Below are 20,882 nucleotides of genomic sequence, written 5' to 3' on the forward strand. Positions count from 1 at the left end.
CAGCGGGCTCCGGATGGGCGGTCTGCGGATGACCATGCCCGGTCCGGCGGCGGCGCGCCGTCATCTGGCGAAAGGGCGGGGGCGCTATCCGCGCCGGAACGCCGCCGGGCTGGTGCCGTGGCGGGCGCGGAAGGCGGCGGCGAAATGGCTGGAACTGCTGAAGCCGCAGAGAAAGGCGATCTCGGTGACGCTGGCCTCGCCCCGTTCCAGCGCGCGGCGGGCCTGATCCAGCCGGCGGTCGCGCAGCCAGGCGAAGACCGTGGCGCCATAGGCCTTGCGGAAACAGCGGTTGAGGCGGACATGGCTCATGCCGGCGAGCGCCGCCAGCTCGTCGAGCGAGGGCGGTTCGGCCATGTCGGCCAGCAGGCGGTCGGCGACCCGGGCGACGGCGCGGCGATCTTCGCGCGCGAGCAGGCCGGCGGCCGGCTCCGGCGCGGCGCCAGAGCCGGGCCGGTCGGACGCCAGCCAGTCGGCCAGCAGGCCGAGGGCGGCGCTTTCCGCCCTGAGCCGGTCGAGCGCCGAGACGAGCGGGTTGCCGGTGAGGGCGGAGAGGGCGGCGCGGTCGCCGATCCGTCCCAGGCGCCGCGCCCCGGTGCCCTGGCGCGCGATCCCCGCCTCGGCCAGCGCCGTGGCGATGCGGTCGAGGTCGAACTTGACCGCGAGCATCGAGGCCCGGTCCTGGGCCGGGGTGAGACGGGTGATCGGCGCATCGTCCAGCCGGAACAGCCAGACATCGCCTTCCTGGACCTTGTGGGCAGGATCGGGGTGGCCGCAGCCGAACAGGCTGCTGCCCGACAGCCCGAAGGCGAGCACGCCGACCGCGCCGCCATGATCGATGCGGGACCGGTAATCCGCCGCCAGCCGGCAGCTGCTGGTGGTGAGGGTCAGACCGGGGCCGGGGCGTGCGGTCCGGAAGCGCACGGCGCCGACGCTTGTCCCGGGGCCCGAGCCCACCGCCAGCGCATGATCCTGCCAGCCGGGACGGCCGGTCGACAGCCGGTCGAGCAGGCGCGGCCCCACGCGGAATTCATGGCGGTCGGGACCGGCGGGGCGAAGCAGGGCGGAATGGTCGGTCATGGGCGGCGGGTCCGGCGGTGGCGCGATGACCCCAGACTAGCAGATCATGATTTGATAATGATAGTTATTCGCAGAACGTCGGGACCTGTGTGGACTCAGGCCTCAGGCTGGGTCAGGCCGCGGGTGATCAGGTCGAAGATGTCGTCGAAGGCGCGGTCGACATCGGCTTCGGGCAGCGACCAGTGGCCGACATGGGCGGGGTGATGGAACACCATGGTGGTGCGCAGCACCGCCCAGGCCATGGCGCGCGGGTCGCTGAACCGCACCTCGCCCGTGACCATGCCGTCGCTCAACATGCGCGAGATCTGGTCGACCAGCTTGCCGACATGCTCCTGAACCACGGCATCAGCCTCGTCCGCCAGCGCGTGATAGACCGCGAACAGCTCGGGATCGTCGAGCACCTTGCCGCGCTTGATCCGGATCAGCCGTTCCAGCCAGCGGCGCAGGCGCGGCAGGGCCGGGCCGGTTTCGGCGGCAATCTCGCCCAGCGGTTCCGAGACCCGGGCGAGCCAGCGGCTGGCCACCGCCTCGCGCAGGGCGGTCTTGCTGGGGAAATGGCGGTAGATGCTGCCATGGCTGACGCCAAGCGCACGGGCCACGTCGACGACCGTGGTTTTCTGAAGCCCGAACCGGCGGAGGACATCCTCCGCCGTGTCCAGAATCTGTTCGGGCGTGAGCGCGCCGTCGGCCAATCCATCTCTCCCCGGGGGGCCGGGGCGTCAGACGGCCCCGGTCTCGCTGTCCAGCATCCGCATCTGCTCGGGCGCGTAGCGCGTCCCGGCCGGGGCATCGGCCGGAATGGCATTGCGGATCCGGGCAAGATCGCCGGATGAGAGCCGGATGTCGAGCGCCCCGATCGCTTCGGCCAGCTGGTGACGCCGGCGGGCACCGATCAGCGGCACGATATCCGGGCCCTGGGCCAGCACCCAGGCGATGGCGATCTGGGTGGCGGTCACCTCGTATTCGGCCGCAATGTCGTGCAGCACGCCGGTGAGCGCCAGATTGCGTTCCAGATTGTCGCCCGAGAAGCGCGGCAGATGGGCGCGATAGTCGCCCACCGCCAGCGCCTTGCGCGCCGCCCAGTCGGTGGAAAGCAGGCCCCGGCCGAGCACGCCATAGGCGCTGATCACGGTGCCGAGCCGGCGGGCGGCGGGCAGGATCGAGGCTTCGATGCCCCGGTCGAGCACCGAATATTCGATCTGCAGCCAGCGCACTGGATGGACCGCTGCGGCGCGCTCCAGCGTCTGGGCGCTGACTTCCGAGAGGCCCAGATGGCGGACATAGCCGGCCTGGATCATCTCGGCGACGGCGCCGACCGTGTCCTCGATCGGCACGGCGGGATCCAGCCGGGCCGGCTGATAGAGGTCGACATAATCGGTGCCGAGCCGCTTCAGGGTATAGGCGAGCGCATTCTTGACCGCGGCCGGGCGGCTGTCGAAGCCCAGGAAACGGCCCTCGGGGTCGCGCAGCGCGCCGAACTTGACCGCGATGAACACATCCTCGCGCCGCCGGCTCCACAGCGCCTCGCGGATCAGCAGTTCATTGTGGCCCTGGCCATAGAAATCGCCGGTATCCAGCAGGAAGATGCCGGCATCGAGGGCGGCATGAACGGTCGCGATGCTTTCGTCGCGATCGGCCGGGCCATAGGCATCGGACATGCCCATGCAGCCGAGGCCGAGCGCCGGCAGGGTCATCGGGTCGTCGAGCCGGCCGGCGGTGCCGGTGAAGGTCTGGGCGGGAACAGATACGGGCATGACACCATCCTCTCTTCATCGGGGTGTGAAGAGAGGATGCGCCTTGTGATGACAGATTTCAATATCTGTCAGTGAGATTCTTTAAGCGGTCATCTCACGGCTGTCAGGTGGCGCTTTCCTCCCGCGCCGGTTCGTCGAAAAAGGCGGTGGCTGCCGCGGCGATGAAGGCGGAGCGTTCCATCGGCAGCATATGGGTGATGTCGGCCAGCTGAAGCAGGTCGAAACCGCCGGCGCGGGCGGCCACCGGGGTGATGGCGGCGGTGAAGGGATCGGCGGTGATGCCGGCGGGGCGGCGGCCGGCGATCATCAGGCTGGGGGCGACCAGCCCAGGCGCGCGCTTCGCCCGGGCGAGCAGATCCCAGAGCCCTTCGGGGGTGTTGCCGCTGTAGAAGCCGCTTTCGACGGCGGGGGCGCAGGCGAGGCGGAAGCCGCCCTCTTCGGCCGGCACCAACACGGCGGCGGCCAGATCGTCGGGGGCGCCCGGCTCCATCCAGGCGAATTCCGGCCGCTCGCGGAAGATGCGGGCGAAATCTTCGCGGCTGTCGAAACGGTCGCGGCGGCGCTTCATCCGCTCGGCCATGAAATCGCGCCCGGCGGCGGCCTCTGTCGCCCCCTCCATCTCGCCGGCCGGGATCAGCGGCGGTTCCATGAAGACCCGGCGATGATAGAGCCGGCCTTCGGCCTGTTCGGCATGCAGCGACAGCACGCCGGAATAGGAATGGAACAGGGCATCGGGCGGCGTGCCGGCCTCGGCCGCAAGATGGCGGGCGATGGCGGCCTGGTCGGCGGCAAGCCGGGCCTGGGGCGGGGTCGCGTCGATGCCGGCGGCGTTCAGGCCGTGGCCGCGCAGATCCACCGCCACCACCTCGCGATCCCGCGACAGCGTCTGCCAGAGGCCGCGATAGGCCAGGGTGGCGAAGCCGACGCCATGGCCCAGGATCACCGGCCGGCGGCCGCTTTCGGCGTAACGCGGGCCGATCCGGGCGAGGGTGAGGGCGACGCCGTCATCCATCACCAGACGCTCGACCGTGAAGCCGGCATCGGCGAAGGCGTCGGGGATCACGCCGTCACCGCGCGTGTCCGAACCAGAATCTCTGAATGCAGCGTCCGATGAACCGGGCATTTGTCGGCAATCTCCATCAGCTTTGCGCGCTGGTCGTCGTCGAGCGGACCGTCGAGAAGGATCTCCCGGTCGATCACGTCGATCTTGCCCTCGCGGGTTTCGCACTCGGCGCAGTCTCGGGCATGGACCTTGGCATGCGCAAGGGTGACGGTCACACGGGCAAGCGGCCAGCCCTTGCGATCGGCATACATGCGGATGGTCATCGAGGTGCAGGCGCCAAGTCCGGCCAGCAGATAGTCGTAAGGTGCCGGGCCGCCATCCTGGCCGCCGACCGCCACCGGCTCGTCGGCGAGCTGGATATGCCGGCCGACCCGGACGGTGTTGCCGAGCCTGCCCCGGCCGTTTTCCGCCACCACCACCCGGCCTTCGGGCGGCGGCGCGCCGGCCGCGGTGGCGGCATCGACCGCCGCTTCATCGGGTGCACCGGCGCCGGCGCCGTGACGCCGGCCGGCCTGGTCGTCGCGGGTGTAGCGCGCGGCCCAGGCGGCGATGACGCCGGCGGCATAGGACGCGTCGGCGGCGCCGTTCAGCAGATGGTCGGCGGTGTCGAGCGACACGAAGCTCTTGGGATGGCGGGCGGCGACGAAGATCCGTGTCGCCTCGTCGATGCCGACGGTCTGGTCGAGGGGCGCATGCATCACCAGCAGCGCCTTGTGCAGCCGGCCAAGGCCGCGCAGCACATCGGTCTCGCGCACGCCCTGAACGAAATCGCGGGTGACGGTGATGGTGCCCGACCCCAGCGGCAGCACGGCGCGGCCGTCTTCGAGCGCGTCATCGGCGGCGCGGCCCAGATGGTGCAGAATGTGTTCGGGGGCGGAGGGCGCGCCGATGGTGGCGACGGCGCGCACGGCGGCGAGCCTGGGGGCCGCCGCCAGTACGGCGGTGCCGCCCAGGCTGTGGCCGATCAGCAGGACCGGCGCTGCATGGCTCCGCTCCAGCCAGCCGGCGGCCAGGATGATGTCTTCGACATCGGCGGCAAAATCGGGTGCCGGCGGCTCGCAACCTTCACCGCTGCCGGTGAAATCCACCCGAAGCACGCCGAAGCCTTCCGCCGCCAGCCCCCGCGCGATGCGGGTGGCCGCGGTGCTGGCGGCAGAGCAGGTGAAGCAATGGGCGAAAATCGCCCAGCCGGCCGTGACCGCCCCGCCCTCGGGCAGGTCGACCAGAACCGGCAGCGGCCGGCCGTCACGGCCGGCAATCTCAGGGCGGAGCGGCGGGGAGGCCATGGGCGCGCATCCTTGGGCCAGGTGGACGGGATGCCTGCCATGCTACCGCCCGGTATGGGGGACCGCCAGTCATGCGACTTTGGGGCGCGGGCCTGCTATAGCTCCGACAGGCACGGCCAAAGGATCGGCGCTCATGCGTTTATGCGCCATATTGCGGCTCTTCCGCCGCTTCCCGAAGCGCACCGACGACCCATTCATTCAGGCTTTTGCCCGCAGCAGCCGCAGCAATGACTGCCGCCGCATGATCCTTTGGGTCAAGGCGAACATTGAACTTGCCCGAGAATTTGCGGCGCGGCTCGATGCCTTTTTCCCGACACATGTCGAGATAGATGGCGAGCGACTTTCGACCTTCCTCAATCAGCTCGTTGACGCTTTCCGCATAGAAATCGGCTCCACCGCTCAGGCCGATAAATTCACCGCGCAGCATCCGGATCTCGGGGTCGAAGGCGATAATTGCCTTTTCGCCATTGATTTCGAGGACATTGTTCATGGCTTTACTCCGTGCTCTTCCAGCCACTTACGGATGCTGGCAACAGCGCCTTTGTCAGTGTCAGGAGAAGGATGTGGCCGATGAAAGACGCGCACCTCGTCAAACAGGAACACACCCACCCGCGAACCTTCCCGCTCACTGATTTCTGCCCCAAGAGCCGTGAACAGCAATTCGATGTCGGTCCAGCGGATGGAGCCGCTGACCGGGCGGGCGAAGATCAGTTCCAGCGTGGCTCTATGGCGCTTTTTCATGTGAGAATAGTACTATAATTTAATACCAATTCAAGCCGAAACGGGGGCAGGGTGCAAAGGTGAAATCTCTCCACACTTAGTGATGGGGGCCGGTCCGAGGCGGCCGCGTATGGTGAACGGAGGTCTGGCGTTCCGCTCCCTGCCCCGTCTTATCGCCCAAAAGGACGGGGACCCGCCGCCGCGGGGGCGGCGTGGTGGTCCCCGCCGGGGTGGGGCGGGTGGGGTCAGCGGGCCGGGTCGGGCGGCGGGGCCGGTTTGCGGTTGCGGGTCACACCGGAATTGGGGTCCGAATGCGAGGGCGGGTCGCTGGCCGGGAAGGTCTCTTCCAGGGCTTCGTCGACCCGTTCCTCCTCGTGCTCTTCGGCTTCGGTCTCCGCATCTTCGGCGGGGTCGTCGTCGATGCGGGCGTTGCCGGGCTCGGTCTGGGACGGCGGGTCGCTGGCGGGGAAGCTCTCCTCAAGCGCCTCGTCCAGGCGCTCGTCGGTATGGGCCCGGGCGGCTGTCTCGTCAGCCTCGTCGGCGGGGGATTTCCGGTTGGTCATAGGGTCCTCCTGTTCGGGGGCGCACCTCTCATATGTCGATGCATGCCCGGAGGTACAACCCGCGAAACCCCGATCTGGTGCCCTATTGAAATGCGGTTTCGGTGAAGCTGCGCAGCTTGCGGGAATGCAGACGTTCGCGTGGCATGGCGCGGAGCGCCTCCATGGCCCGGATGCCGATTTCCAGATGCTGGGCCACCTGGCGCTTGTAGAAATCGGTGGCCATGCCCGGCAGCTTCAGCTCGCCATGCAAGGGTTTGTCCGAAACGCAGAGCAGGGTGCCGTAGGGCACGCGGAAGCGGAAGCCGTTGGCGGCGATGGTGGCCGATTCCATGTCGAGGGCGATGGCGCGCGACTGCGAGAAGCGCTGGACCAGCGCGCTCTGGTTCCAGAGTTCCCAGTTGCGGTTGTCGATCGAGGCGACGGTGCCGGTGCGCATCACCTGCTTCAGATCATAGCCGTCGAGGCCGGTGACGTCGGCCACGGCGTGCTCCAGGGCCACCTGAACCTCGGCCAGCGGCGGGATCGGCACCCAGACCGGCAGGTCGTGATCCAGAACGTGATCGTCGCGGACATAGCCATGGGCGAGCACGTAATCGCCCAGCCGCTGGCTGTTCCTGAGGCCGGCGCAATGGCCCAGCATCAGCCAGGCATGGGGGCGCAGCACCGCCACATGGTCGGTGATGGTTTTGGCGTTGGAGGGGCCGACGCCGATATTGACCAGGGTGATGCCCGACTGGTCGGCACGGGTGAGGTGATAGGCCGGCATCTGCGGCAGCTTGCCGTCGGGCAGGGCAAGGCCGCGGCCGGTTTCGCCCGCGCGGGTGACCAGGTTGCCGGGGGCCACGAAGCTTTCATAGCCGCTGCTGCCGTCGGCCAGCAGCTCCGAGGCCATGCGGCAGAATTCCTCGACATAGAACTGGTAGTTGGTGAAGACGATGAAATTCTGGAAATGCTCGGCGGCGGTGGCGGAATAGTGCTGCAGGCGGTGCAGGGAATAGTCGACCCGGGGTGCCGTGAACGGGGCCAGCGGCAGCACGCCGTCGGGCGCTTCATAGGTGCCGTTGGCGATGGCGTCGTCCATCAGCTTCAGATCGGGCAGGTCGAAGATGTCGGCCAGCGGCCGGTCGATGCGCAGCGCCGCCGCGCCTTCGACATGGGTGCCGTCCCAGAAGGCGAAGTGCAGCGGGACGGGCACGTCGGAATCGCCGATCAGCACCGGCACGTCGTGATTGCGGATCAGCAGCGAGATCTGCTCGGTGAGATAGCGGCGGAACAGGTCGGGGCGGGTGACGGTGGTGGCATGGATGCCAGGCCCCGAGACGAAGCCATAGGACAGCCGGCTGTCCACGCGGGTGTGGCTGTCGGTGACCAGGCGGATCTGTGGGTAGAAGGCGCGCACCCGGATATCGGGCAGGCTGTCGTCCAGCAGACGGGCAAAGGCGTCGCGCAGCCAGCGGGTGTTGCGCTCGAACAGCTCCACCAGCCGGTCCACCGCCGCCACCGGATCGCGGAAGGGCTGGAGCGGCGCTGCCGGTGCCAGCTCCAGCGGGCGGCTGCCGGTTGCCCGGCCGGTGGTCTCAGGGTAGGGCACTGCGGTCGTCTCCGTTCTCGCCATATGATCAGGCAAGATCGGGTGCGATGGCGCCGGTATCAAGGGAAGAGCCTGTGACGCCCCCCTTGTGTCAGTGCCGGTCCTCGCGCGAATAGGGGCGGCCCAGGGCGGCCGGGCCCATGGCGCCGTCGCGGCGCAGGATGGCGGTGGCCACCAGCACCGCCAGGGCGGCGAGATAGGGCGTCATGAACAGGATGAAGGTGGGCACCGCCACGCCGGCGGCCTGCAGCCGGGGCACCAGCGCATCGACCGCGCCGAACAGCAGCGCGCCGCCGATCGCCGCGACCGGGTTCCAGCGCGCCAGGATGACCACGGCGATCGCGATCCAGCCACGGCCGTTGGTCATGCCCTCGATCCACATCCGGCTGCCGGCCAGTGCCAGATAGCCGCCGGCCAGGCCCGACAGCGCGCCGCCGGCCAGAACCGCACCCATGCGGGTGGCGGTGACCGGCACACCCGCCGCATCGGCGGCATCCGGCGCCTCGCCCACCGCCCGCAGCTTCAGCCCGCCATCGGTGCGGGCGAGATACCACCAGACCAGCGCCGCCAGCGGCAGGCAGGCATAGAGCAGGGCGTCCTGGGCGAAGAAAACAGGGCCGATGCCGGGCAGATGGGCGAGGGCGTCGTCTTCCAGCCGCGGGAAGCCGGGCACGCCCTTCTGGGCATAGTCGCGGCCCAGAAGCCCGGTGATGCCGGCACCCAGCGCTGCGAGGGTGAGGCCGGTCACCACCTGATCGGCCTTGAAGATCAGGCAGGCGATGCCGAAGACCAGGGCGAGGCCGGCCCCGGCCAGGATCGCGGCCGCGACACCGGCGACCGGGCTGCCCGTGGCGAGCGACGCGACGGCGCCGGCAAGCGCGCCGCACATCATCATGCCTTCGGTGCCGAGATTGAGCACGCCCGCCCGCCCGGCGAGGATGGTGCCGAGGGCGGCCAGCAGCAGCGGCATGGTCATCGGCAGCGCCGCCGCCGCCCAGTTGGTCAGGAAGATGGCGTCGGTCATGGCCGGTCCCCCCTTGCGGGATGGGGGCCTGCGCGGTGCAGCCGGATGCCATAGCGGGCGAGCATGTCGGCCGAGACCACCGAGACCAGGATCACGCCCTGGATCAGCAGCACCACCGCCCGCGGCAGCTGATAGAAGACCTGGGCGGTATCGCCCGCGACATAGAGACCGGCGGTCAGGATCGCCACGATCACCACCGGGATGACGCCGAAGCGGGCGAGGAAGGCGATCACGATCGCCGAGAAGCCGGTGCCGGTGGCCAGCGCCTGGGTCAGGCGGTATTCCTGGCCGGCGGCGATCATGAAGCCGCCGAGGCCGGCAAGCGCGCCCGAGAGCAGCACGGCGCCCGCGATCACGCCCGCGACCGGCAGGCCGCAGGCGAAGGCGACCCGGGCATCGGCCCCGACCGCGGCCACCCAGGCGCCGATGCGCGAGCGTTCCGCCACCAGCCAGAGCAGGGCGGCAAGCGCCAGCGCCACGATCAGCCCGACATGAACCTTGCCCCAGCCCAGCCCGGCCAGACGCTCCACGCCCGGCTCGAAGCTTTCGGAATAGGGAAAGCTGGAGGCGGGATCCTTCCAGACGCCGAAGACCAGATGCTGCACGAACAGGGCCGCCACATAATTCAGCAGCAGGGTGGTGATGATCTCGTTGACGCCCAGCCGGCGCTTCAGGATCAGCGGCGGCAGGGCCATCAGCGCCCCGCCGGCCATGGCGGCCAGGGCCATCAGCAGCAGGCGTGCGCCCGGGGTGCCGATATCGGCGACGGCGACCCAGGTTGCGCAGATCGCACCCATCCAGGCCTGGCCTTCGATGCCGATGTTCCAGAAGCCGATGCGCAGCGCCGCTGCGGCGGCGAGCCCGACCACGATCAGCGGCGTGGCGGCCACCATGGTCAGCGCCAGACCTTCGCTGCTGAAGAAGGTGTAGATCACGAATTCGTTCAACACGTCACGCGGCGGCACGCCGGCGGCGGCGAGCATGGCGACGGTCGCTCCCAGCCCCACCCCCAGCCCGACGGCGAGGGCGAGCAGGGTGTGGCGGGGCCGGACATCGCGGCGGGGCGTGGCGATCAGCCGGACGGGCAGGCGCGGCCGGCGGCCGGCGGGAACGGTCAGGTCAGCCATGGGCGTGCCCCTTCTGATCGCCGACCATCAGCGCGCCGATGGCGGTGCGATCGGCCCCGCCCGGCAGCTCGCCGACGATCCGGCCACGGTTGATCACCCCGATCCGGTCGGCCAGCGCCAGGATCTCGTCCAGGTCGTCGCTGATCAGCAGCACGGCGGCACCGGCATCGCGGGCGCGGACCAGGCTGGCGCGCACCGCCTGGGCGGCGCGGACGTCGAGCCCGCGGGTGGGCGAATGGGCCAGCACCACCGCGGTTGCCGGATCGCCCAGTTCGCGGGCCAGGACCAGTTTCTGGGCATTGCCGCCCGACAGCAGCCGCGCCGTGGTCCAGGGGGTGGCGCCGGCAATGCCGTGGACCGCGATCAGCTTGCGGGCGCGATCGGCCAGCGCCTTGCGGTCGAGCAGGAAACGGCCGCGGCGGAGCCCGGTGAGGGCCAGGTTGAGCGCCACCGGCAGATCGGCGGCAAGGGCCGCGGCGAAACGGTCGGCCGGCACGATGCGCAGCCCCCCCTGCCGGCGCGCGGCAGGGGGCTGGCGGTCGAAGGCGTGGCCGTCGATCACCACCTGGCCGGCATCGGCGCGGCGCAGCCCGGCGATCGTTTCGGCCAACTCGGTCTGGCCGTTGCCGCCGACGCCGGCAAGGCCGTAGATCTCGCCGCCATGCACGGCCAGCTGCACGCCATGCAGCATGGGCGCGCCGTCGTCGCGCCGGCCGGCGAGGTCGTTGACATAGAGCCGGATCTGGCCCGGCCGGGCCGGGGCGGGCGTGACGGCGGGGCCCGGCTCCCCCACCATCAGCCGGGCAAGCTCGGCCGGGCCCAGCCCGTCGGCGGGCAGGTCGGCGGCGACGGTTTCGCCCGCGCGCATCACCGTCACCCGGTCGGCGACGGCGGCGATTTCGTGCAGCTTGTGGCTGATCAGCACGATCGCCCGGCCCTCGTCGGCCAGGCGGCGGAGCGTGGCGAGCAGGGCCGCCGCCTCGACATCGGCCAGAACCGCGGTCGGCTCGTCCAGGATCAGGATCCGGGCGCGGGTGATCAGCGCCTTCACGATCTCCACCCGCTGCATCTCGGCGACCGAGAGGTCGGCGACCCGCGCCTCGGGATCGAGGTCGAGCCCGGCCTCCGCCCCCGCTTCCGCGATCCGGCGGGCGATTTCGGTGCGGGTGAGACCGGTGAGCGCTTTCGCGCAGGCGAGGCGCAGGTTTTCGGCCACCGTGAACGGCTTCACCAGCTTGAAATGCTGGTGGACCATGGCGATGCCCAGGCCGGCGGCGATGTCGGGATCGAAGCCCGGCACCGGCACGCCCGCCACCGCCACGCGGCCCCGGTCGGGCGCATAGAGCCCCGTCGCCACGGTCATCAGGGTCGACTTGCCGGCGCCGTTCTCGCCCAACAGGGCGTGGATCTGGCCGAACCGGGCGGTGAAGCCGGCGGCTTTCAGCGCCGGCTTGCCGTCGAAGGCCTTGTCGATGCCGCTGAGCGACAGTGCCTCTGCCCCCGCCGCAGCTGCGGTGGGGGAGGCGGCGACCATCGGGTGCGCGCGGGGGGATGGCGCGCGGGATGATGGCGCGCGGGGGAGGGCGGCGGTCATTTCGGCAGCGTGCCCGAGGTGCCCTCGACCAGGAAATCCATGCCGAAGAGCTGGGCGGTATCGAGGGTGGCACCGTCTGCGACCACGACCTTGCCGGTCTGGTCCTTGATCGGGCCCTTCCAGATGTCGAGCCTGCCCTCTGCGATGGCGGTTTTGGTCTCCAGGATCTTCGCCTTCTGGTCGTCGGTCAGCGCCGTGCCGGTGAAGGCGGAGATGTCGACCAGGCCGGTTTCCAGCCCCTCGAAATAAGTGCCGCCCTCGAAGGTGCCGGCGATCGCCTTTTTGATCTGCGGCACCACGAAGGCGCCCCAGTTCCAGGTGGCGGCCATGATATGGGCGTTGGGGGCGGAGGAGGACATGTCGGCGTTGTAGCCGATCGACTTCACGCCGGCGCGTTCGGCCGCGATCTGCGGTCCGGGGGTGTCCTGGTGCTGGCCGATGACGTCGGCGCCCTGTTCGATCAGCGCCTTGGCGGCGGCCTCTTCCCGCACCGGATCATACCAGGTGTTGGTGAAGGAGACGGCGACCTCGGCGGCGGGGTTGACCGATCGCGCGCCCAGTGCGAAGGCATTGGCGTTCCACAGCACCAGGCCCAGCGGATAGGCGGCGACGAAGCCCAGCTTGTTGGATTTCGTGGCATAGCCCGCCGCCATGCCGGCCAGATAGAGCGACTCGTAGGACTTGCCGTAATAGGAGGCGAGGTTGGGCGCCGAGGTGTAGCCGGCGGCGTTCATGAACACCACCTCGGGATGGCGAGCGGCGGCTTCCTTGAAGGCGTCGGAATAGCCGAAGGCGGTGCCGACGATGATGTTGAAACCGCGCCCGACATAGCGGTCGATCACCTGCGACACCCGCTCGGTGACCTCGGGGATGCTCTCGGTATAGGCGGTCTGGACGCCGAGTTCCTTTTCGACCGCCTTGCGCGACTGGTCGTGGGCCCAGGTCCAGCCCAGATCCCCGACCGGGGCGATATAGATGAAGGCAACCTTGGGGTCGCCCTTGATGCCCATCGCCGCATCGGCCGGCGCCGGCACCGCCGACATCAGGCCGAGCGCCATCATCGCCGCCGTCAGGGCTGCGCGTATCCGCATGTGTCCGGATCCTCGGAAAGATCGTGGAAGAGGAAAAGGTCGTGGAGGAGGGGGATGGGAGAGAGGGCTGCCGGTCAGTCGAGCATCTTGTTGATCCGGAAGACATTGCCTTCGGGATCGAGCAGCACCGCCTGATACCAGTCGTAATAGGTGCGATAGGGCGCCTTGATCAGCGTGGCACCCTTTTCGACGGCCTTCGGGACCATGGCATCGACCTCGTCGACCGTGTCGACATCGATGTTGAGCAGGAATTTGACGCCCTTGGTCTCGGCGAAATCCTGCAGTTTCAGCAGCTCGTAGGCGTCGAGCGCATTGAAGCCGATCGCGGTGCCGCCGGCATCAATCCCCCGGAAGATCGGCGAGCGGATCGCCTCGATTTCGGGGAAGCCGAAGACCTCGGAATAGAAGCCCGACAACGCGACCACGTCGCGGGCGAAGACGTTCACATAGCTCAGATGCGCCATCGGGCGTCGCTCCAACTCGGGACGAATGCGGGAGGGGCGGCGCCGCTCAGGCGGCGTCGCGGCCCTGGGCGGTCTGCTTGGTGAACTTCATGTAGAGATGATCGCCGGACGAGACCGGCGCGTATTTCGCCGGATTGCCGGGGCCTTCGCAGCTTTCCAGGCACGACACCATCGCGTCGTAATTCGGCTGGTGGAAGAAGACCAGCGAGATGCGCCGGCTGTCGAGCGCCCGGTCGCGCGGCGGATTGATCACCCGGTGCATGGTCGAAATCCAGGTGTCGTTGGTCCACTGCATCATCAGATCGCCGATATTGACGACGAAGGAGCCGGGGATGAAGGGCACGTCGACCCATTCGCCCAGCTTGTTGCGCACCTGCAGCCCGCCCGGCCGGTCTTCCTGACGCACGATCGTCAGGCTGCCATAGTCGGAATGGGCACCGGCGCGCATCTGGCCGGGCAGCGGCTCGTCTTTCTGATCGGGATAGTTCAGCACCCGGAACATGCTGATATGACGGTCGATCTTGTCGTCGAAGAAGCTCTCGGGCAGGTCGAGCGCCAGCGCGAACAGCCGCATCAGATCGGCGGCCAGCGTCTCCTGGCTCTTGAAATAGGCCTCCCAGATCGGGCGCAGCGCCGGCAGATCCTGATCGGGCCAGAGATTGGGCGCGAAATGCACCGCCGCCGATCCCTCGGTGAAATAGGGATCATCCCGGGGCACGTCGATCGGGCCGACCGAGAAACTCTCTTTCAGGTCGGGCGGGGTGGGATCGTCCAGGCTGTAGGACAGCCCCTCTTCGCAGAGCCCGCTATAGCCGCGGACCTGATCGGGCGAGGGCTGGGCGACCTTGCGCTTCACCGGTTCGGGCAGGTCGAAGAACTGCCGCGAGATGTCGTAGGTCGAGGCGACCAGATCCGCCGGCACCTGATGGCCGGTGACGACCATGAAGCCGATATCGCGGCAGGCGCGGCCGACCTCGGCGGCGACCTTCGCCTTGCCGTCGGGCGTGCCGTCGTAATAGCCCGCAAGATCGATGATGGGAACGTTCTCGAGTGGCATGACTGCCTCCACAACGCGGGGACCACCGTCCGGCATCGTTCGTCGCGCGCCGGCGCTGTCTTTGCTTGGCGTTTGCGGCGACGTCTCACCGGCCCCGGCTGGGCCCCGGGTCCGGATCGTCATCGCCGTGTGCGCATGCGGGGGCATTGCATCACCACCCCCGTCTCCCCGGGGGCACTGGCACCTGGCAAGGCTAGCAAAAGCCATGCCATGGCACGGGCGCGACCCTGCCATGGCATGGTGGCGGAAACCCTGACCAACTGGTCAGAAAATGCGGCCGGAACCGGGGATGACTGCATAAAAATTATGCGCTTGCCCGATTCCTCGTCATTTTGCCTGTTTTTCGTTCAGATCCTGGTCATGAGGCTTCCGCGGCCGCGCTGCAACATGTTGCAACAGATGATCGCGTGCCGACGACAGAACCCGCGGGGCATTCTCGCTGCGTGATTTCGGATGGATCGGCATCCGGAAAGATGGAGCGAAGACATGGCTGACATGATCGTGGTCGATACGCTGGCGGATCTTCTGGCGATTCCTGCAGGTTGGCGGGGGCCCGCGCAGATTCTGGGGCGCAATGTGGTGAATGACGGGGGCGGCGGTGTGTTTCAGTGGGATGCCGCCAGCACGGCGACGCCCGACCGTGGCACCGTCTTTCAGCCGACGGCGGGCGGGACCGGGCGCTGGATCCGGATCTGGTCGGCGATCGCCGACCTGCCGTGGTTCATCCGTTCGGCGGACGGCAGCGCCAGCCCCGGCCTTGCCGCGGCGCTGGAGGTGGCCGATGTGGTCCGCATCCCCGTGGGCAGCTGGAGCCTGGCCGACATGCATGTTCTGGAAGGCAAGCGCCTGATCGGCGACGGCATGGGGCTTTCGGTCCTGACGCTTGCGAATACGGCTGCCGGCGTGACGCTGTCGGGCCAGGTCGACGGCACCGGTATCTCGGGGCTGACGATCGACGGCGGCCAGCTGACCGATACCACCGGCGCCTCGGGTCTGGTCTTCCGCAATGCCCGCCACAGCCGGGTCGAGAATGTCGAGACCCGCGCGCTGCCCGCCGGCACCGGCTTCGACTTCGTCAATGTCGACGGCGGTTTCAACGAGAGCAACATCCTGATCGGCATCCGCGCGACCGATTGCGGCTGGGGTCTGCGCTTCCGCCGCGCGGCCGGCTCGACCGCCGACAGCTTCTACTACAACACCATCATCGGCACCGTGAGCCGGATGCCCGAAGGCGGCACCGGTCTTGCGGTGGAAAGCGTCACCGATGGTGGCACCACCCGCTTCAGCGTGCTGTCCGGGGCTTTCGTGCGCCTGAACGTCTACGGCAATGTCGCCGCCGGCTCGCGCATCGTGGACATCGGCGGGCGGGTGACCTCTTCGGCGCTGTTCGTGACCGGCGAGGCGGCGGGCGGATCGACCGCACATACCACGCTGCGGCTTGGCCCCACGGCCTGGTTCCGCGAGAACACCGGCCAGATCACCTATGTCAACGGCAGCTTCGACATCGATGCCGGGGCGACCATCGCCAACAACAAGATCCTGCTGCAGGCGGGGGAAGACATCCGGGTGTTCGAGACAGCCACGGGCGGCGCCGAGCGGCTCAGCGCGGCCTTCACCCTGTCGACCGGCAGCTGGATCGCGCTCGACACGGCAAGCTGGACGCGGATCTACGACCGGCCGAGCCCCTGGACCTCGGGCGAGCAGATGAATGGCGGCCGCTTCGTCACCGTGGTGACGGCGCGCTACCAGATCGCGGCCGCCCTGCTGCTGTCGGGCGTGTCGGCCGGCCAGACGGTGGAGCTGGAGGCGGTGCTCGACGACGGCACCCGGCTGATGATCGACACCCGCACGGCCGGCGCGGCCGGTGACCTCGCCATCGGCGGCATCGTCGCCACCACGCTCGCCGCCGGTGTCACGGCGACGCTGGAAGTGCGGGTGACCGGCGGCAGTTCCGTGCAGATCGTGCCGGGGTCGGGCGTTCAGGCATCGACCTGGTCGGTCACCAGCATCGGCACCTGAACCGCCGTTCCGGCCTGCATCACCCCACCCGCGGCTGCACCGGATGCAGGATCGCCTCGCCCGCCTGAAGGCGGGCGAGGTTGGTCATGGTGACGGCGGCCAGGCGCTCGTCGATGGCGCCCGATCCGCCGCCCGCGACATGGGGGGTGATGATCAGGTTGGGCGCGCGCCAGAGGGGGGCATCGGCGGGCAGCGGTTCGGGGTCGGCGACATCGATGCCGGCGCCGGCGATCGAGCCCGAGAGCAGGGCTTCGAGCAGGGCGGTCTGGTCGATGACGGGGCCGCGGGCGACATTGATCACCAGGGCATGACGGGGCAGCGCGGCCAGCACCTGGCGCCCGATCAGCCCGCGGGTGGCATCGCCCAGCGGCAGGCAGGCATAGAGCACGTCGCTGCGGGGCAGAACCGTTGCCAGATCGTCGATCCGCACGGCCTCGTCGGCCAGATCATGCGGCCGGGCGCTGCGGGTGACCGCGATGATGCGGGCGCCGAACGGCTTCAGCCGCTTCGCCGTCTCTTCGCCGATCGAGCCGAAGCCGAGCATGGTGACGGTGCGGCCTTCCAGCGACCCCATCTCGCGCAGGATGCCCCGATCCCAGTTCTGATGCGCCTGGGCGATGCCGGCCTGCGGCAGGCGGCGGAGCAGGGCGAGCATCATGGCGACGGCATGTTCGGCGACGGTCGGCGAATACGAGCCGCCGGCATTGGCGACCATCAGCCCGGCGGGCACGCCATGGGCATCCAGCGGGTCGAAACCGGCCGTCAGCAGCTGAACCAGTTTCAGCCGCGGCATCGCCGCCGCGGCCAGATCGCGCACCTTGGGCGACCAGAATTGCGAGATCATCGCCACCATGTCGACGCCCTCGGCCAGGATGCGGGCGAAATCCTCGCCGTTCTGGGCCACCGCCGGCTCGTGTCCGGCCGCGGCGACGCGGTCGGCGATCAGGTCGCGGGCATTCGGGGTCCAGATGGCGATGCGCATGCGGGCCGTCTCCTCGGGCTTCATCGACAGGGTAGAGTGACTGCTCGCAGACTACCCGTGCCCGCGGTTTCCCGGTACCCCCTTCAGAGGGTCACGTTTCGGGTGATGCTGCATGGAGATTTCCTCTGGCGACGCGGCGCCCCGGACGGCATATCCTTGACACTCAAAGAATGGCGACCGGCGGGGCAACCGCGGGCGGCAGTGGAGGAGGCAGTTGCAATGTACAACATTGAGCCCGCAGCGCCGCGGGGTCTGGAACGGCTGGTCGACCGGCTGGCCGGCTATGGCGCCTATCACCGTGATGCCCGCAATCTGATCACCCATCTCATCGGCATTCCGATGATCGTGGTCGCGGTCGCGATCCTGCTGTCGCGGCCGACGCTGGATCTGGGGGCGGTCCATCTCAATCCGGCCATGGTGGTGGCGGGGCTGGCTGCCGCCTGGTATCTGGGCCTGGATCTGCGCTTCGGCGCGGTGATGACCGTGCTGCTGACGGCGGCCGTGGTCACCGGCGATGCGCTGGCCGATCGCAGCACCGGCGTCTGGCTGGGCTGGGGGTTGGGCCTGTTCGTCGTGGGCTGGATCTTCCAGGCGGTGGGCCATGTTTTCGAAGGCCGCAAGCCCGCCTTTCTGGACGATGTGGCCGGGCTGCTGATCGGCCCGCTCTTCGTGGTCTCGGAAACCGCTTTCATGATCGGCCTGCGCCGCGAGGTCGCAGCCGCGATCGAGGCGCGGGTCGGCCCGCTGCGGGTGCGCGAACGCCGTCGGCCGGTGAGGCCGCACTGACATTACAGCATCCGGTGAGGCCGCACTGACGTCATAGCATCCGGCATGTCTGCCCGACGGGGCGGTGGTCAGTCCACCGCCCCGTCGTCGTTGGTGGGGGTGGGGCGCGGATGTGCCGGCAGGGCGCCCGACGAGCCGTGGCGGCCGAAGGTGAAATAGCGCAGCGCCGCCTCGTCGGTGATGCCGGGGCCGGGTTCGGGAGAGACGCGGCGCGGATCCAGCGGCTCGCCGCATTCCGAGCACGAGACCACCGGGCGGAAGTGGTGGCCGCAGTCCAGATGGCGGTGCAGCACCGGCACGCCCTCGCTGTCGGTGCGCCAGCGATCGCCCCAGCTCAGGATCGACATCAGCACCGGATAGATGTCGAGCCCCTTTTCCGTCAGCCGGTATTCCTCGCGCAGCGGCCGTTCCTGATAGGGCACGCGCACCAGCAACCCCGCCTCGACCAGCTTGCGCAGCCGGTCGGCGAGGACATGGCGGGTGATGCCCAGCCGGTTCTGGAAATACTCGAACCGGCGCACGCGCATGAAGCATTCCCTCAGGATCAGCAGCGTCCAGCGATCGCCGATGATCGAGAGGGTGCGCGCGATCGAGCAATGCTCCTCGTCCAACTCGTTCCACCGCATCGGGCGGGCTCTCCCAGGGTCTTCGGGGGGTGCATCGGGGCCAGGCGATCCCGACCTTGATGCGCTTGACAGGTTCCGATTTGGAACGCACTCTGTCAATACAGGGTTCCGATAAGGAACGGACTACCTGAACCGACAGGACGGGCGCCCGCATCGAACGACGGTCGCCCTTGGGGGACAACGCCTGGGAGACGCTTCGAGATGAGCCTGCCCGACAGCCTCGCACGCCGCCTGCAATTGCCGGTGATCGGCTCGCCGCTGTTCATCGTGTCGAACCCCGATCTGGTGATCGCCCAGTGCAAGGCGGGCATCGTCGGCTCGTTCCCGGCGCTCAACGCCCGGCCCGGCCCGGTGCTGGAAGACTGGCTGAAGCGGATCCGCGACGAACTCGGCCAGTGGGACGAGGAAAACCCCGACCGTCCCTCGGCCCCCTATGCGGTGAACCAGATCGTTCATCGCTCCAATGACCGCCTCAATCACGACATCGACATGTGCGTGAAATACGAGGTGCCGGTGGTGATCTCGTCGCTGGGCGCGCGGGAAGAGCTGAACCAGGCGATCCATTCCTATGGCGGCGTGGTGCTGCACGACATCATCAACGACACCTTCGCCCGCAAGGCGATCGAGAAGGGCGCCGACGGGCTGATCGCGGTGTCGGCCGGCGCCGGCGGCCATGCCGGTACCTGGTCGCCCTTTGCGCTGATCCAGGAAATCCGCAAATGGTTCGACGGGCCGCTGGCGCTGTCGGGCTCGATCGCGAACGGCGCCTCGATCCTGGCGGCGCAGGCGATGGGCGCCGACCTCGCCTATATCGGCTCGGCCTTCATCGCCACGAAGGAAGCCAATGCGACCGAGGCCTATAAGCAGGCGATCGTCGATCATGGTGCGGGCGATATCGTCTACACCAACCTTTTCACCGGCGTGCACGGCAACTATCTGAAGCCCAGCATCGTCAATGCCGGTCTCGACCCCGACAATCTGCCGGTCAGCGACCCGTCCAAGATGAATTTCGGCTCGGGCGGCAACAGCAAGTCCAAGGCCTGGCGCGACATCTGGGGCTGCGGCCAGGGCATCGGCGCGATCGATGCCGTGCTGTCGGCGGGCGACCTGGTCGACCGCTTCAAGCGCGAATATGCCGCGGCCCGCGACAGCCTTGCCGCCCGGTCGGCGCCCTATGTCTGATTTCTGAAACCTGTGGGCCCGGGCGTTCCGCCCCGGCCCCGGATCCCGCACCCTCCCGGTGCAGACGCCTGGTTGCGGGCGCGGGCCGGCCGCCTTCCATCCCCTCCGGCCGCCCGTTCCGCACACCGCCCCCGGTCGCAAGACCGGGGGCTTTTTTTATGGAGGGAGGGCATCTTTCAAGAGCGGGCGGCCGCCACCAGCGCCGCCATCTCGTGATCCGCCGGGCGGTCGCTTGCGGCCAGCCCGGCCGCAACGCCGTCACGATCGGCGGCGGGCCGGTTCTGGCTCGCCTTGCACTTGCCCTCGATCCGGCTGATCTGAAGCCGCAGCCCCACGATGCCGCGCAGCTGGGCGCGGATGAAATCCTCCGGCGCATCCGCCACCGACCAGGGCACCTCGCGGCCGGCCTCGTGGCGTTCGGTCAGGCGGCGGACCACCTCCAGAAGCCGGCCGGGATCGTCGAACACCTCCAGCGGTCCATAAGCGTGGACGGCGACATAATTCCAGGTGGGCACCACCCGGCCGGTCTCCTGCTTGGTGGCATAGAAGGCGGGTGTGACATAGGCGTCGGGGCCGGTGAACATCGCCAGCGCCTCGCCGCCGATGGCGGGCAGCCGCCCTTGTGGATTTGCGCGGGCCAGATGGCCGTAGAGCGTGCCATGGGGCCCCTCGGTCTCGTCCAGCAACAGCGGCAGCGGGGTCGCCATCAACCCTTCGGCCGTGGCGGTGACCAGGGTCGCAAGACCGGCGTCACGGATGGTGGCGACAAGCCTCTGCCGGTCGTCGATGCGGAAGGCGGGTGGGGTGTACATGGCGAAACTCCCTTGCGTGCCCCCCCAGAATGCCGCGAGTCTGGACCGGCAGGAATGTCCGGTT

The 20,882-nt window shown here is 68.9% G+C and carries 21 protein-coding genes; 3 read left to right on the plus strand and 18 right to left on the minus strand.

Translation table 11 applies throughout. From position 1 onward, the window contains the following. Positions 1–84: 84 nt before the first annotated feature. The 15 genes from WI697_RS10435 to WI697_RS10505 form a co-directional block, all read right to left on the minus strand. Positions 85–1,077: a helix-turn-helix transcriptional regulator gene (locus WI697_RS10435; protein WP_345958400.1), complete on the minus strand. Its 993-nt coding sequence runs from the start codon at positions 1,075–1,077 to the stop codon at positions 85–87. A gap of 95 nt (positions 1,078–1,172) precedes the next feature. After that, on the minus strand, positions 1,173–1,769 hold the full coding sequence (locus WI697_RS10440; protein ID WP_345958401.1) for a TetR/AcrR family transcriptional regulator: 597 nt from the start codon (positions 1,767–1,769) through the stop codon (positions 1,173–1,175). A gap of 27 nt (positions 1,770–1,796) precedes the next feature. Further along, positions 1,797–2,771: an aldo/keto reductase gene (locus tag WI697_RS10445; protein WP_322108085.1), complete on the minus strand. Its 975-nt coding sequence runs from the start codon at positions 2,769–2,771 to the stop codon at positions 1,797–1,799. 163 nt (positions 2,772–2,934) lie between these two features. Further along, positions 2,935–3,894: an alpha/beta fold hydrolase gene (locus tag WI697_RS10450; protein WP_345958402.1), complete on the minus strand. Its 960-nt coding sequence runs from the start codon at positions 3,892–3,894 to the stop codon at positions 2,935–2,937. Beyond that, positions 3,891–5,180, minus strand: a complete 1,290-nt coding sequence (locus tag WI697_RS10455; RefSeq protein ID WP_345958403.1) for a bifunctional alpha/beta hydrolase/OsmC family protein — start codon at positions 5,178–5,180, stop codon at positions 3,891–3,893. Before WI697_RS10455 ends, WI697_RS10450 begins: the two co-directional genes overlap by 4 nt. Before the next feature lie 139 nt (positions 5,181–5,319). Continuing rightward, positions 5,320–5,670 carry a type II toxin-antitoxin system HicB family antitoxin gene (locus tag WI697_RS10460; RefSeq protein ID WP_345958404.1) on the minus strand — a complete coding sequence of 117 codons (351 nt, stop codon included), beginning with the start codon at positions 5,668–5,670 and terminating at the stop codon, positions 5,320–5,322. Continuing rightward, a complete protein-coding gene (locus WI697_RS10465; RefSeq protein WP_345958405.1) occupies positions 5,667–5,921 on the minus strand; it encodes a type II toxin-antitoxin system HicA family toxin in 255 nt (84 codons plus the stop codon). Before WI697_RS10465 ends, WI697_RS10460 begins: the two co-directional genes overlap by 4 nt. A gap of 224 nt (positions 5,922–6,145) precedes the next feature. Then, positions 6,146–6,463: a hypothetical protein gene (locus WI697_RS10470; protein ID WP_345958406.1), complete on the minus strand. Its 318-nt coding sequence runs from the start codon at positions 6,461–6,463 to the stop codon at positions 6,146–6,148. 82 nt (positions 6,464–6,545) lie between these two features. Beyond that, positions 6,546–8,054: an AMP nucleosidase gene (locus WI697_RS10475; RefSeq protein WP_345958407.1), complete on the minus strand. Its 1,509-nt coding sequence runs from the start codon at positions 8,052–8,054 to the stop codon at positions 6,546–6,548. Positions 8,055–8,145: 91 nt separating this feature from the next. Next, on the minus strand, positions 8,146–9,078 hold the full coding sequence (locus WI697_RS10480; RefSeq protein WP_345958408.1) for an ABC transporter permease: 933 nt from the start codon (positions 9,076–9,078) through the stop codon (positions 8,146–8,148). Beyond that, entirely contained in the window at positions 9,075–10,205 is a 1,131-nt protein-coding gene (locus WI697_RS10485) for an ABC transporter permease (RefSeq protein WP_345958409.1), read from the minus strand. The genes WI697_RS10480 and WI697_RS10485 overlap by 4 nt, the downstream gene beginning before the upstream one ends. Continuing rightward, positions 10,198–11,739 (minus strand): ABC transporter ATP-binding protein, encoded by a 1,542-nt coding sequence (locus WI697_RS10490; protein WP_345958557.1) that lies wholly within the window; start codon positions 11,737–11,739, stop codon positions 10,198–10,200. The genes WI697_RS10485 and WI697_RS10490 overlap by 8 nt, the downstream gene beginning before the upstream one ends. 56 nt (positions 11,740–11,795) lie before the next feature. Beyond that, positions 11,796–12,890, minus strand: coding sequence for a BMP family ABC transporter substrate-binding protein (locus tag WI697_RS10495; RefSeq protein WP_345958410.1), 1,095 nt, complete (start codon positions 12,888–12,890; stop codon positions 11,796–11,798). A gap of 74 nt (positions 12,891–12,964) precedes the next feature. Beyond that, complete coding sequence (locus WI697_RS10500; protein ID WP_014748002.1) at positions 12,965–13,354, minus strand: VOC family protein; 390 nt, start codon at positions 13,352–13,354, stop codon at positions 12,965–12,967. 46 nt (positions 13,355–13,400) lie between these two features. Next, entirely contained in the window at positions 13,401–14,411 is a 1,011-nt protein-coding gene (locus tag WI697_RS10505; RefSeq protein ID WP_345958411.1) for an isopenicillin N synthase family dioxygenase, read from the minus strand. 486 nt (positions 14,412–14,897) lie between these two features. Between WI697_RS10505 and WI697_RS10510 the strand changes: the two genes are divergently transcribed. Then, a complete protein-coding gene (locus tag WI697_RS10510) occupies positions 14,898–16,430 on the plus strand; it encodes a hypothetical protein (protein ID WP_345958412.1) in 1,533 nt (510 codons plus the stop codon). A gap of 19 nt (positions 16,431–16,449) precedes the next feature. On the opposite strand, the gene WI697_RS10515 is transcribed toward WI697_RS10510, so the two are convergent. Continuing rightward, entirely contained in the window at positions 16,450–17,412 is a 963-nt protein-coding gene (locus tag WI697_RS10515) for a D-2-hydroxyacid dehydrogenase (protein WP_345958413.1), read from the minus strand. Between the two features lie 252 nt (positions 17,413–17,664). On the opposite strand from WI697_RS10515, the gene WI697_RS10520 reads away from it, so the two are divergent. Then, positions 17,665–18,198, plus strand: a complete 534-nt coding sequence (locus tag WI697_RS10520) for an Mpo1 family 2-hydroxy fatty acid dioxygenase (RefSeq protein ID WP_322108084.1) — start codon at positions 17,665–17,667, stop codon at positions 18,196–18,198. A gap of 68 nt (positions 18,199–18,266) precedes the next feature. Here the strand turns inward: WI697_RS10520 and WI697_RS10525 are convergent, their stop codons facing one another. Beyond that, on the minus strand, positions 18,267–18,824 hold the full coding sequence (locus WI697_RS10525) for a winged helix-turn-helix transcriptional regulator (protein ID WP_062767948.1): 558 nt from the start codon (positions 18,822–18,824) through the stop codon (positions 18,267–18,269). A 201-nt stretch (positions 18,825–19,025) separates the two neighbouring features. Between WI697_RS10525 and WI697_RS10530 the strand changes: the two genes are divergently transcribed. Beyond that, a complete protein-coding gene (locus WI697_RS10530) occupies positions 19,026–20,006 on the plus strand; it encodes an NAD(P)H-dependent flavin oxidoreductase (protein ID WP_062767950.1) in 981 nt (326 codons plus the stop codon). A 176-nt stretch (positions 20,007–20,182) separates the two neighbouring features. Here the strand turns inward: WI697_RS10530 and WI697_RS10535 are convergent, their stop codons facing one another. Beyond that, complete coding sequence (locus WI697_RS10535; protein WP_345958414.1) at positions 20,183–20,818, minus strand: FMN-binding negative transcriptional regulator; 636 nt, start codon at positions 20,816–20,818, stop codon at positions 20,183–20,185. Between the last annotated feature and the right edge of the window lie 64 nt (positions 20,819–20,882).

The sequence above is a fragment of the Tistrella mobilis genome (assembly GCF_039634785.1).
In the GTDB taxonomy this organism is placed as follows: Bacteria; Pseudomonadota; Alphaproteobacteria; order Tistrellales; family Tistrellaceae; genus Tistrella; species Tistrella mobilis.